Genomic DNA, 12754 nt, shown 5'->3' on the forward strand with positions numbered 1-12754 from the left:
CGGCCGGCCCGCTGCGCGCGACGCTGCCGCTATCAAATTAAACAGGGGGTTACATGATCTGGGGGAAGGCAGCAGCGCTGGCCGCATGCAGCATGGTCGCGATGTCGGCGCCGGCCGTAATGGCCAAGGATGTCGTGGTCCATGCCGGACGGATGATCGACGGCACCGGCGCTGCCGCGCGCGAGAAAGTGTCGATCCTGATCCATGACGATCGCATCACCGCGATCCAGTCCGGCTTCGTCACGCCCGCCGGCGCCGAGGTGATCGACCTGTCGGCCAAGACCGTGCTGCCGGGCCTGATCGACACCCATGACCATATCACCGCCGGCTGGCACAGCGGCGACCCGATCCGCAACGCGGTGACGCGCAGCGCCTATGAGGACGCGATCGAGGCGACCGGCTTCGTGCGCAACACGCTGCTCGCCGGCTTCACCTCGGTCCGCGACTGCGGCGCCGATACGCAGGTGATCGTCGCGCTCAAGAAATCGATCGACGGCGCCGTCATCCCCGGTCCGCGCCTGTGGGTGGCCGGCACGCCGCTCGGCCCGACCGGCGGCCATGGCGACGCGGTCAACGGCCTGCGCGTCGAATTTGCCGACATTCCCCACATCAGCGACAATGTGATCGACAGCCCGGAAGCCGCCCGCATCGCCGTGCGCCGGCTGAAGCGCGAAGGCGCCGACCTCATCAAGATCATGCCCTCGGGCGGGGTCATGTCGATCGGCGACGATCCCAAGCATCAGTTGATGACCGACGAGGAGATCAAGGCGGTGATCGACACGGCCCATAGCCTGGGCATGAAGGTCGCGGCCCATGCCCATGGCAAGGAGGCGATCGACCATACGATTGCGCTGGGCGTCGATTCGATCGAGCATGGTTCCTATGCCGACGCCGGCAGCTACAAGATCTTCAAGCAATATGGCGCCTATCTGGTGCCGACCATGCTGGTGGGCGAGCGCGTCTATCAGCGCGCCAAGGAACATCCCGAACAGCTCAATCCCTCGACCGCCGAAAAGGCGCTGGTGATCGGCCCGCTGCTGCAGAAGAATCTGCGCGATGCCTATGCCGCCGGAGTCAAGATCGCCTTTGGCACCGACACGTTCGGCCTGTCCGACCATGGCGAAAATGCGCAGGAATTCGCGCTGATGGTGCGCGCGGGCATGCCGGCGATGGAGGCGATCAAGGCCGCCACCGCCAATGCCGCCGACCTGCTGGGCAGCGCCGATGTCGGCACGCTGCAGGCCGGCCGCTATGCCGACCTGATCGCGGTCGACGGCGATCCGCTGGCCGATGTCCGCCAGCTCGAAAAGGTCGGCTTCGTCATGAAGGGCGGCGCCGTGGTGAAGGCCGATGGCAAGCCGATGATCTGAACCTCGCCTGGGGCTGGCGTCAGACCAGCCCCAGCCGCGCCAGTTCGTTCAGCATGGCCGGCGGCATCGCTTCCAGATCGTCCGCCTCGCCCCCGCCCAGATCGGGCGGCGCATCCTTGTCCTCCAGATAACGCCAACCCTGATGCGCGCGCTTGGGCGCCGTCCGCACCGGGATCAACCGCGGCGCCAGCCGGATCCAGTAGCGCCCCTGCCCGGTCTCCTGAAATCCCAGAATCGGACTGCGGCCGACCAGCGCATGGCCGTGAATCCAGTAGAGCGATCCGCCATCCATCTCCTCCAGCCGCTTGGGCAGGTAGCGGGTGGTCAGGCGCGCCTCGTCCGCATGGCTTTCCAGCCAGGCCTTGAGGGTCGCGGGGCTTTCGCTCTGGAAGGCGATCTTGGTCAGGTGCAGCGGCATTGGCGTCAAAATGGGGCGGCGGCTCAGCCGGTCAATCCCGCCGCCGTCGCCAGCCCCAGAAAAGCGAAGAAGCCCATCGAATCCGTGATCATGGTGACGAAGATGGAGGATGCCACCGCCGGGTCGAGGTTCATCCGGTCGAACGCCAGCGGCACCGCCGCGCCCGCCAGCCCGGCCGTCACGATATTGGTCATCATCGCCGCGGCTATCACGCCGCCCAGCGCGACATTGTGGAACACCAGCCCCACGCCCAGCCCCAGCACCAGCGCCACGGTGCAGCCGTTGAGCAACGCCACGCGAATTTCGCGCAATATGGTGCGGCGGGCGTTCGACCCGGTAATCTGGTTGGTGGCGAGCGCGCGCACCGTCACCGCCATGGTCTGGCTGCCGGCATTGCCGCCCACGCCCGCGACGATCGGCATCAGCGTCGCAAGCGCCACCATCTTCTCGATCGTATTCTCGAAAATGCCGATGATGGTGGACGCCACCAGCGCGGTCAGCAAATTGGTCAGCAGCCAGCGCACGCGCGCGCGATAGCTGTCCATCACCGGCTCGTTGATGTCGCCTTCGCCCGCACCCGACAGGCGGAGAATATCCTCGCCCGCTTCCTCGGAAATGATGTGGACGATGTCGTCGACCGTGATCATGCCGACCAGCCGGCCGCTGCCATCGATCACTGCGGCGGAAATCAGCGCATATTTCTGGAAGCGCAGCGCCACTTCTTCCTGGTCCATGTCGACCGGGATCAGCGTCTGCTCGCGCTTCATCAGGTCGGCCATGGCGATGCCGCGCGGACAGGTCAGCACCCAGCTCAGCTGACAGGTGCCGATCGGCTTATGCCCTTCATCGACGACGAAGATTTCCCAGAAATCACGGGTCAGGTCGCCATTGTCGCGCAGATAGTCGATCACCTGGCCGACCGTCATATGCTCGGGCACCGCGACCAGGTCGCGCTGCATCATGCGGCCGGCGGATTCTTCGGGATAGGACAGCGCGGACTCGATCGCGGCGCGATCTTCCGGCTCCATCGCCTCCAGCACCGCCTGCTGGTCGGCCTCCTCCATGTCCTCGATGATCGCGACGGCGTCGTCGGTATCGAGTTCGGAGGCGAATTCGGCGACCTGTTCGGGCGCCAGCGCGCCGATCAGGTCGTCGCGCACATAATCATTGAGTTCGGACAGAACCTCCGCGCCGACCAGATCGCCCAGTGCGGCGGCCACTTCGCCACGCTGCTCGGCGGGCGTCAGTTCCAGAAGGTCGGCAATGTCGGCGGGGTGCAGCGGCGAGACCAGCTCGCGTGCATGGTCGATATCGCCTTCGTCCACCGCATCCAGCACGGCGGACAGGAATTCGGGCTTCAGCCGGTCATCCTCGTCCAGGCTCGACTCGGCCTGCTCCATACCGGCCGAGATCAGACTCTCGTCAGCAAGTTCCTCGTGCGGCCGCGGCTCGGCCAAATCGCCACGTTCGGTCATGGCGCGCGCAACTGTCCGGTTCCTGTAACATTTCGATGCTTTCGCCGATGCACAATATAATTGCAATGGGGTTGGACGCGCTTTGGCAACAGATGGGACAGGCTTTGCCAAACAGCCGCTTCCATCCCCATCCCAAGCCTCTATATGAGGCGATCAACGCCTTCCCCAATGAGAGGATCTTTCATGGCCGACGAAACCCTTACCCTTTCCCTCGACAGCGGCGGCGACGTCGTGATCAAGCTGCGCCCGGACCTGGCGCCCGGCCATGTCGAACGCATCACCACCCTTGCCAAGGACGGCTTCTATGACGGCGTGGTCTTCCACCGCGTCATCCCCGGCTTCATGGCGCAGGGCGGCGATCCGACCGGCACCGGCATGGGCGGTTCCAAGCTGCCCGACATCAAGGCCGAATTCAGCCGCGAGCCGCATGTCCGCGGCGTGTGTTCGATGGCCCGCGCGATGAACCCGAACAGCGCCAACAGCCAGTTCTTCATCTGCTTCGACGACGCCACCTTCCTCGACGGCCAATATACCGTCTGGGGCGAAGTCACCTCGGGCATGGAACATGTCGACGCGCTGCCCAAGGGTGAGCCGCCCAAGACTCCGGGCAAGATCGTCAAGGCGACCGTCGCCTAAGCGACATTGTCCTTCCGGCCGCTGCCAGCCCCGCGACGGGACTGGCGGCAGGCCAAGCCCCGACACCGGTGCGGCCCCGCCGCGCCGGTGTCTGCGTTTCCGGGTCAGTGTTTCCGGGCCATGCCGTCGGTCGCGGAAATCAGCTGCGCGGTCTGGGTCGCATTGTCCGCCTCGTCCGCCGGCGGCGCGACATAGGCGCCGATCGATTCGATATGCCAGCGCCGGTCCGCCTCGCTTGCGCCCGGCACCGCATCGACCCGGCGCAGCACCACCTGGCGCAGCCGATACCAGGGCTTGCCGTTCGCCTTCAGCCGGCCATAGACCTGCACCGGCACCGTCACGAAGCTTGATCCGGCCGCGCCCTCGATCTCGGCCGGGCTGCCGATATTGGCATGGATCTCGTTGAAGCCACGGAAGCGCGCGGCGAAATGCGCATCATCCTGCGCGCCGATCGCGCTCTTGTCGTTCCACAGATCCTGCGCGTCGCTGAAGCGCTTTTCTTCCAGCAGGCCATAATAGCCCTGCACCACCTGCGCCGCGCCCTGCGCGCTGTCGGGGTCGATCGCGCCTTCCTCGGCCGGTGCCGGTTCGACCGGCAGGCCGCCGGGCGTGCCGGGCGCCGGCGGCGCCAGCGGCTCCATCAGCGCTTGCGCCTCGGCCCGGACATTATTCTCGACCTGGCTGGCATTGGCGCCATTGGCCAGATTGTCGATCGCGCTTTCCTCCCGCCCGTCACAGGCGGCCAGACTCGTCAGGCCCAGCAACAACGCGGCGCCGGTCATTCCCCTCATGAACGTCTCCCGCATTATTGGGGCCGGGTCCGAACCGGTTCGCGGCCGCCGCCCCTTGTCCCGGCGTCCGACCGCATGCGCGGCGCCGGACGGGCGCTGCCGCCCATGTCGCGCGGCGGGCGGCTCGCCTGGGGCGGGCGCTGGCCGGGCTGTGGCACATAGCGCTGGTCGCCGCCGCTGGCGCCGGGACGCCCGCGGCCGGGCGTGTCATTGCCGCGCGGCGGGCGCGGACGGCTCCAATTGCCGTCATTGGGCCGACCATCACCGCCATTCCAGCCGGGGCGACCGCCAGGACGCCCGTCGCCCGGTCGATTGCCATCGGGGCGCCCGTCACCCGGACGGTCCCAGCCCGGCCGACCATCCCCCGGACGTCCATCACCGGGTCGCCCATAACCGGGCCTGCCGTCACCGGGCCGACCATTGCCCGGCCGGTCCTTGCGACGCGCTTCCCAGTAGCGGCGCTGGCTGTCATTCCAGCGATGCCGCGCACCGGCGCGGTCATAGACATAATAGCCGCGTCCCGGATAATAATAGTCATTGTACCAGCCGCCATAGCCGCCCGGCGCATAGCCATAAGGGCCATAATAGCCGTCGCCATAATAGCCGCCACCGCCATAATAGCCGGTGCCGACGCTCACGCCGCCATAACCATAGCCGTCATCATAGGCGCAGCCCCCCAGGGCCATCGCGCTCACGAGACCAAGCGCAGCCAGGAATCGTGATCCGGTCCGCGTCATTGCCTGTCTCCTCATATGCTTCATGACCCCGGTTAACGCCGCGCGGTTGAATTGGTGGTGAATGAAAAGCGGTTCAAGATCGGGCATTTATCTGCGGTTCAGAAAAAGCGACTTTCGTTCATCCCCCTGACAGAAACCGTGTCGTTTCCAACACATAATCATGGTCCGGGCAATATTTCGCATTTCGTTCAGGAAACCTTCCGCCGGCCCCGACCATTGATGCCCCATGTCCTCGCAGACGCTTGCAGCGCACGGGACATGCCGGCGGGTCCACACCCCGGCCTAATTTTCAGAAACAGATAAAGGGTCACCCCCATGAAGACACTGCTTTTCACGGCAGTTGCTGCCGCCACCCTGTTGCCTGCCGCCGCGATGGCGCAGGAAGACAGCAGCTCCACCCGCCGCATCGAACCCTATGTCGGCGTGATGGCGGGCGTGCATAATTATGACAGCGAGACCAGCAAGGAGGGCATTCCTCCCGTCGGCTACAAGGGCCGCATGGTCGAAGGCGTCGCGGGCGTGAACTATAATGTTGCCGGCCCGCTCGTGCTCGGCGTCGAAGGCACCGTGTCCAAGGGCGTCAGCGGCGACATCGACTGGGAATATGGCGCGGCCGGCCGCGTCGGCGTGAAGGCCGGCAAGGACAGCATGTTCTTCGGCAAGGTCGGCTATCAGTGGACCAATTTCGACGCGCTGGGCAAGGATAGCCGCGACTATCATGGCATGACCTATGGCGCGGGACTCGAACTGTCGCCCGCCGACCTTGGCAGCTCGGCCGAGCGCAGCAATGTCCGCCTGCGCGTCCAGGCCGACACGACCGGCAATTTCCATTCGATCCGCCCGATGGCCGGCGTCGTCGTCAAATATTGATCGCATGAACGGGTGGGCCGGTCATTGATCGGCCCGCCCGCCCAGCCTTCATCCCTTTCCATAAAGGGATCTGGGGTGCGGGACGGCCATGGACTGCGGCCGTCCCGCATTCGCCTGTTCCAATATAGTTGACTAAGTCAACATTCCATGCTGAAGCGTCGGCATGGAACAGGCCATTGCAACCATCCGCACCTTCAACCGCTTCTTCACCCGCCATGTGGGGGCGATCGACGCGCGCTTCCTCGACAGCGACGCCAACCTGCCCGAGGCGCGGCTGCTGTTCGAGATTGCCCGGCTGGAACCGGTGCTGGCCAGCACGCTCCAGGCCGAACTGGACCTGGATCGCGGCTATTTGAGCCGCATGATCTCGCGCTTCGAGAAGAAGGACTGGATCGTCCGCGACCAGGAAGCGGCCGACGCCCGCGCCCGGCCGATCCGCCTGACCACCGCCGGCCGCGCCGCCTTCGACCAGATCGACAGCCGCCAGCGCGCCGTCGTCGCCCAGGATCTGGACCGGCTCGACAGCGTCGAGCAGCAGGATCTGCTCCAGGCGCTCACCCGCGCGCGGCTGTTGCTCGATCCCGCCAGCGGCGGCCCCTTCACCATTCGCCCCTTCCGCACCGGCGAGGTCAGCCAGGTCGTCACCCGCCAGTCGATCCTCTACGCCGCCAGCCATGGCTGGGGCCGGCCGCTCGAAACGCTGGAGGCCGAAACCGTCGCCGCCTTTCTGCGCGACTTCAAGCCGGACCGCGAACAATGCTGGATCGCGGAGATCGACGGCGTGATGGCCGGCGCGATATTCCTGACCGACGAGGGCGACGGCCTCGCCCGGCTGCGCCTGCTCCATGTCGAGCCCTTTGCCCGGCGGCGCGGCATCGGCGACGCGCTGGTCGCCACCTGCCTGCAATTCGCTCGTGACAAACGCTATCGCGCCGTCACCCTCTGGACGCACAAGATATTGGAACCCGCCCGCCGCATCTATGCCCGGCATGGCTTCGTCTGCGTGTCGAGCGACGTCCACACCGTCTTCGGCGACCCGATCGAGGGCGAGACCTGGCGCGTCGCCCTCCTCCCCTAACCGCGCCTGTCCTACCCAGCAGGGCGATGCTATAAGAGGGATGGACCGACCGGCCGCTCGCAACATGATTTCCCACAATTGATCGATACGATCAAAATGTGCGGGAAATGTGCGAAGTTAAGCGCGGCAGATCCTACAGAGCGGGTCCGCCATCCCCACCCGCTCCGTAGCGTTCCAACTCAGCCGCTGTTGCGCAGCGCGGTCGCGATCGCGTTGATCGACAGTTCGATGCCTTCCTTGATCCGGGCATCATCCTCGCCGGCGCGATAGCGCTTGAGCAGTTCGACCTGCAGCAGATTGAGCGGCTCGATATAGGGAAGCCGCAGCCGGATCGACGTCTCGGTCGTCGGGCTCCGTTCCAGCAGGCGCGACTGGCCGGTGGCCGCCAGCAGCCCGTCATGGGTCAGCGACCAGCCTTCGCGGATACGCCCGAACAGCGTTTCCGCCTTGGCCTGGTCCTCGACCAGCGGCAGATATCGCGCCGCAATGCCCAGGTCCGACTTCGCCAGCACCATCTCCAGATTGGCCAGCGCCGACTGCAGGAAGGACCAATGCTGCGCCATGTCCGCCAGCAGCGCCTTGTCCTCGAACGCGGCGATCGCATGGCCGAAACCATACCAGCCCGGCAGCATCACCCGCGCCTGTGCCCAGCTGAACACCCAGGGAATGGCGCGCAGATCCTCGATCGCGGTGCTCTTGGTCCGGCTCGCCGGACGCGACCCGATCTTGAGGCCGGAGATTTCCTGGATCGGGGTGAGCTGGCGGAAGAATTCCTTGAACCCCTCGGTGCCGTAAACCAGGTCGCGATAGGCGGTGAAGGCATTCTTCGACAGCTCGTCCATCGCCGCGGCAAAGCGGGCGGCATCCTTCGCCGACACGCCTTCGGGTTCCAGGCTGGCAAGCAGGGTCGCGCTGGTCATCGCCTCCAGATTGGTCATCGCCACGTCGCGCGTGCCGAACTTGGCCGCGATCACCTCGCCCTGTTCGGTGATGCGGATGCGCCCCTGCACGCTGCCGCGCGGCTGCGCCTGGATCGCCTTGAAGGCGGAGCCGCCACCGCGCCCGACCGCGCCGCCGCGACCATGGAACAGCTGCATCGCCGCCCCGGCCTCGGCAAAGACCGGCTCCAGCGCCTGGCTCGCTTTGTAGAGGCTCCAGGTCGAGGTGATGTAGCCGCCATCCTTGTTGCTGTCGGAATAGCCGATCATCACTTCCTGATGGCCGCGCGCCTGCACCACCCCGGCAATTTCGGGCAGGCCGAAATAGGCGGTCATGATCTTGGGCGCGGCCTCAAGGTCGCCGATCGTCTCGAACAGCGGGATCGACATGATCGCCGCCTTGGCCGGGTCACCATTTTCCGGGGCGCGCCACAGGCCCGCTTCCTTCAGCAGGATGTTGACCTCCAGCATGTCTGACACGCTTTCGGCCTTGGAAATGATATAATGGGTGATGCACTGCGGCCCATAGGTGCGGTGCGCCTCGGCGGCGGCATGGACGATCGCCAGTTCCGACGCCGTTTCCTCGGAATATTCCGAAAAGCGCGTGCCGAGCGGCCGGTTCGTCGCCAGTTCCCTGCGCAGCAGGGCGATGCGGGCAAATTCGTCCAGCCCAGCATAATCCGCCTCGACCCCGGCCACCTTCAGCAGTTCGGCGACCACGCGCTGATGCACGTCGCTATTCTGCCGCATGTCGAGCGTGGCGAGATGGAAGCCGAAGGTTTCGACCGCGCGGATCAGCCGGCCGAGCGCGCCGCCGGTCGACAGCGCGCCATCACCCTCGCTCGCCAGCCCCTGCGCCACGGTGACGAGGTCGCGGCGGAAATCGCCCGGCGCGGCGTAAGGCTCGCCCTTCAGTGCCGACGGGCGCGGCGGCGCCTTGCCGACCAGATGGACATAGGTGGTCGCCAGTCGCGCATAAATGCCCGAAATGGCGCGGCGATAGGGCTCGTCCTGGCGGCTGGGCGATGCGTCGCCGCTCGCCTCCGCCAGCGCCAGCACCGCTTCGGGCACATGGGCGAGTTCGGTCGAGACCGACAATTCCGCGCCCAGCGCATGGATCGATTCCATATAATAGGCCAGCGCCGCCTCGCAGCCGCGGCCCAGCGCCGATCGCAGCTGCGGCGCCTGGACGAACGGGTTGCCGTCACGGTCGCCGCCGATCCAGTTGCCGACCCGAAGGAAGCTGTGCGGCCGCGCGCCCAGCACCCGTTCCCACCGGCCATAGAGCGCCGGCAGCGTCGGCAGGAAGATGTCGCGGAAATAGGTCAGGACATTGTCGATCTCGTCCTGCACGAACAATTTTTCGCGGCGCAGCGGCCGCGTCTGCCACAACAGCGCGATCTGGCGGAAGATCGCCTCGTCCAGATTCTCGCCGTCATCCGTCTCGGTCCGCCCGGCATCCTTGAGCTGCATCAGGTCGGCGATGCGATTCTTGTGATCGATCATGCTCTTGCGCCGCACCTCGGTCGGGTGGGCGGTCAGCACCGGCACGATCAGGCTGTGCGACAGCAATTCCAGCACCGCATCCTTGCCGATGCCATGCGATTCGAGCTTGGCCACCGCCGACGCGACATCGGCGCCCGGTTCCGCCGCCACGCCCTGCCGATCCTCGGCCAGATTGGCGAGCATCGAGAACAGCATGAAGCCGCGGGTGAAGTTGAGCGTGTCGTCGAGATTGAGGGCATCGAGGCCCGTGTCGGTCAGGTCGGCGCCCTGCAGCCCGCGCGCGCGATCGACCGAGGCGGAGCGGATATATTCGGTCTGCTTGTAGAGTTTCTCCCCGCCATAGGCCCGAATGACATCGCCCAGCAGGCGTCCCAGATAACGGATGTCGGGATTCTGCGTGATCGCAGGCGCGGATTGGGCGGGGTTTATGCTCTCCATGATGGATCGATGCTGCATCGCAACAATGCGATGGTCAAGATATTACGCGGCCAACGCTGGCAAAGTCGCCAATACGGGTTGCGCGCAGGCCACAGGCTGGGCCAAAGGACGTTCGTGACCGCCAGCATCAGCATAGGAAATGACGGCACGGGCAATCCCGTGCTGGTCGATGTCGAGGAACTGCTTGCCACCCGTCTGCTCGTCCAGGGCAATTCCGGGTCCGGCAAGTCGCATCTTCTGCGCCGCCTGCTGGAGGAAAGCGCACCGATGGTGCAGCAGGTGGTGATCGACCCGGAAGGCGATTTCGTCACCCTGGCCGACGAATATGGCCATGTCGTCATCGACGCCGGCGACTATAATGAGCGCGAGATCGTCAAGATGGCAGCCCGCATCCGCGAACATCGCGCGTCGGTGGTGCTGAGCCTCGAGTCGCTGGAGCTGGAAGCGCAGATGCGCTGCGCCGCAACCTTCCTGTCGACCCTGTTCGATGCGCCGCGCGACCATTGGTATCCCGCTTTGGTGGTGGTGGACGAGGCGCAGATGTTCGCCCCGGTCGCCGCCGGCGATGTATCGGACGAGGCCCGACGCCTGTCGCTCGCCGCCATGACCAACCTGATGTGTCGTGGCCGCAAGCGTGGCCTGGCCGGCGTCATCGCCACCCAGCGCCTCGCCAAGCTGGCCAAGAATGTCGCGGCCGAGGCGTCCAACTTCCTGATGGGCCGCACCTTCCTGGACATCGACATGACCCGCGCCGCCGACCTGCTGGGCATGGAACGGCGCCAGGCGGAGCAGATCCGCGATCTGGAGCGTGGTCGTTTCCTGGGGCTTGGCCCGGCGATCGCGCGCCGCCCGGTGGCGGTGAAGATCGGTGCGGTAAAGACCGGCACGCGCGGCGGCACCCACAAGCTGATGCCGCCGCCGATCACCACCGGCGAGGATTTTCAGGAATTGCTGTTCGCGCGGGTCGAGGAAGAATCGATGCCGCCGCCCCCGCCCCGCGCCGAACCGCCGGCACGCCCGGCCGAGGAGATCATGCGCCAGCTCGCCGATGTGCCATCGGCGAAGCCCGCCGCGCCGGAACTGGATTTCGGCGAGAATGAGCCGATCGTGATCGCCGTCCTGGACGAGATCGTCGCGGACCTGGGCGAAGCCGTCCCCAGCGTCGCCGCCCTGTTCCAGGATTTCGGCGTCCGCTGCCGGATGAAGGGGCTGCGCAAGCCGCCGCTCGACCTGCCCGCCTTCCGCAAGCGCTTCGCCATGGCGCTCGCCGGCATGAGCGATTCGGCTGACCCGCGCTGGGAAGAACCGATCCGCGCCGCCGATCCGGTGCCGGAAGATATGCTGGCCCCCTTCCTGCTGATCGCCCGCGCGGCGATGGAGGGCGAGCCCTGCCCCGAGGATACGGTGCTGGCCCGCGCCTATGGCACCAGTTCGCCCGGCCGCGTGCGCCGGCTGATCGAATATATGGAGAAGCTGGGCGTGATCGTGGCACGCACCGATTTCGGTGGCCGCCGCTCGATCGGCATCCCCGCGCTTGGCCTCAGCACGGCCGCGGCCGAATGACGCAGGCGTCGGTCCTGTTCGTCTGCCTCGGCAATATCTGTCGCTCCCCGCTGGCCGAAGCCGCGCTGCGGGCAGAGGCCGAACGGGCGGGTCTTGATATTGTCGTGGATTCGGCCGGCACCGGCGACTGGCATGTCGGCGATGCGCCCGATCCACGCGCGCAGGCGGTGGCGCGGCGCCATGGCATCGACATCAGTGGCTATCGCGGGCGGCAGGCGAAGCCGGCGGATTTCCACCGCTTCACCCATATCTTCGCGCTCGACAGCCACAATCTCGCCAATCTGCGCCGCATCCGCCCCGCCGACGGCACCGCCAGCCTGTCGCTGCTGATGGATCTGGTGCCGGGACGCGAGGGCAGCGGGGTCACCGACCCCTATTATGGCAATGATGCCGGCTTCGACATCACCTGGGACGATGTCACCCGCGCCGCCAGGGCGATCGTGGTCCGGTTGCGCACGAATCCCTAATCCCGTTCGGTTCGAGCCTGTCGAGAACCATTAGCGCTGCCATTTCTCGACTTCGCTCGAAACGAACGGATGTTGAGCATTAGCCGAGCGTCGTCGCGATCGGCAGGCCCTGTTTCAAGGTCAATGTGACCGGGGTCCGCTCGGCGACATCGGCCAGCCGCGCCCGCTGTTCCGCGTCCAGCCCGACGATCGTCAGCGTCCGGTCGATCCGCTTTTCCTCCTTGCCCGACAGGCGCAACGCGACGTCGAGCGATTCAAGCGGCCAGCCCTTCTTTTCCGCATACATGCGCAGCGTGATCGCGGTGCAGGCACCCAGCGCCGCCAGCAGCAGGTCATAGGGGGCCGGGCCGAGATTGGCACCGCCCAGCGCCAGCGGCTCGTCGGCGGTGATGGCATGACCGCCGACGACGATCTCCGTGCGATACCGGTCCTTGCCGATATGGGCGCTACCCTGGGCCATGATGCTG

At 66.2% G+C, this 12754-nt stretch carries 12 protein-coding genes; 6 read left to right on the forward strand and 6 right to left on the reverse strand.

Features of this window, described 5'->3' with window-relative positions; translation table 11 throughout:
* Positions 1–53: 53 nt before the first annotated feature.
* A complete protein-coding gene (locus tag HH800_RS18250) occupies positions 54–1370 on the forward strand; it encodes a metal-dependent hydrolase family protein (protein ID WP_037508412.1) in 1317 nt (438 codons plus the stop codon).
* Positions 1371–1389: 19 nt separating this feature from the next.
* Here HH800_RS18250 and HH800_RS18255 read toward each other — a convergent pair whose 3' ends face one another.
* Both HH800_RS18255 and mgtE read right to left on the reverse strand, forming a co-directional pair.
* Complete coding sequence (locus HH800_RS18255) at positions 1390–1788, reverse strand: DUF1489 family protein (protein ID WP_007710206.1); 399 nt, start codon at positions 1786–1788, stop codon at positions 1390–1392.
* A gap of 23 nt (positions 1789–1811) precedes the next feature.
* Positions 1812–3263, reverse strand: coding sequence for a magnesium transporter (gene mgtE / locus HH800_RS18260; RefSeq protein WP_169861949.1), 1452 nt, complete (start codon positions 3261–3263; stop codon positions 1812–1814).
* 183 nt (positions 3264–3446) lie between these two features.
* Here mgtE and HH800_RS18265 point away from each other — a divergent pair, with 183 nt between their 5' ends.
* The gene (locus HH800_RS18265) at positions 3447–3899 is read left to right on the forward strand and encodes a peptidylprolyl isomerase (protein ID WP_004208636.1); all 453 of its coding nucleotides are present in this window, start codon (positions 3447–3449) and stop codon (positions 3897–3899) included.
* Between the two features lie 104 nt (positions 3900–4003).
* On the opposite strand, the gene HH800_RS18270 is transcribed toward HH800_RS18265, so the two are convergent.
* Both HH800_RS18270 and HH800_RS18275 read right to left on the reverse strand, forming a co-directional pair.
* The gene (locus HH800_RS18270) at positions 4004–4690 is read right to left on the reverse strand and encodes a hypothetical protein (RefSeq protein WP_169861950.1); all 687 of its coding nucleotides are present in this window, start codon (positions 4688–4690) and stop codon (positions 4004–4006) included.
* 14 nt (positions 4691–4704) lie between these two features.
* Positions 4705–5427 carry a peptidase gene (locus tag HH800_RS18275; protein ID WP_169861951.1) on the reverse strand — a complete coding sequence of 241 codons (723 nt, stop codon included), beginning with the start codon at positions 5425–5427 and terminating at the stop codon, positions 4705–4707.
* A gap of 315 nt (positions 5428–5742) precedes the next feature.
* Here HH800_RS18275 and HH800_RS18280 point away from each other — a divergent pair, with 315 nt between their 5' ends.
* On the forward strand, positions 5743–6297 hold the full coding sequence (locus HH800_RS18280) for an outer membrane protein (RefSeq protein ID WP_004208639.1): 555 nt from the start codon (positions 5743–5745) through the stop codon (positions 6295–6297).
* 163 nt (positions 6298–6460) lie between these two features.
* Positions 6461–7375 carry a bifunctional helix-turn-helix transcriptional regulator/GNAT family N-acetyltransferase gene (locus HH800_RS18285; protein ID WP_169861952.1) on the forward strand — a complete coding sequence of 305 codons (915 nt, stop codon included), beginning with the start codon at positions 6461–6463 and terminating at the stop codon, positions 7373–7375.
* A gap of 179 nt (positions 7376–7554) precedes the next feature.
* Here the strand turns inward: HH800_RS18285 and ppc are convergent, their stop codons facing one another.
* Positions 7555–10257: a phosphoenolpyruvate carboxylase gene (gene ppc / locus HH800_RS18290; protein WP_169861953.1), complete on the reverse strand. Its 2703-nt coding sequence runs from the start codon at positions 10255–10257 to the stop codon at positions 7555–7557.
* 114 nt (positions 10258–10371) lie between these two features.
* Here ppc and HH800_RS18295 point away from each other — a divergent pair, with 114 nt between their 5' ends.
* Both HH800_RS18295 and HH800_RS18300 read left to right on the forward strand, forming a co-directional pair.
* Positions 10372–11820, forward strand: coding sequence for an ATP-binding protein (locus HH800_RS18295; protein ID WP_169861954.1), 1449 nt, complete (start codon positions 10372–10374; stop codon positions 11818–11820).
* The gene (locus HH800_RS18300) at positions 11817–12287 is read left to right on the forward strand and encodes a low molecular weight protein-tyrosine-phosphatase (protein ID WP_169861955.1); all 471 of its coding nucleotides are present in this window, start codon (positions 11817–11819) and stop codon (positions 12285–12287) included. The genes HH800_RS18295 and HH800_RS18300 overlap by 4 nt, the downstream gene beginning before the upstream one ends.
* Before the next feature lie 79 nt (positions 12288–12366).
* Here HH800_RS18300 and HH800_RS18305 read toward each other — a convergent pair whose 3' ends face one another.
* Positions 12367–12747 (reverse strand): OsmC family protein, encoded by a 381-nt coding sequence (locus tag HH800_RS18305; RefSeq protein WP_169861956.1) that lies wholly within the window; start codon positions 12745–12747, stop codon positions 12367–12369.
* Positions 12748–12754: the final 7 nt, after the last annotated feature.

The sequence above is a fragment of the Sphingobium yanoikuyae genome, assembly GCF_013001025.1.
Taxonomy (GTDB): domain Bacteria; phylum Pseudomonadota; class Alphaproteobacteria; order Sphingomonadales; family Sphingomonadaceae; genus Sphingobium; species Sphingobium yanoikuyae_A.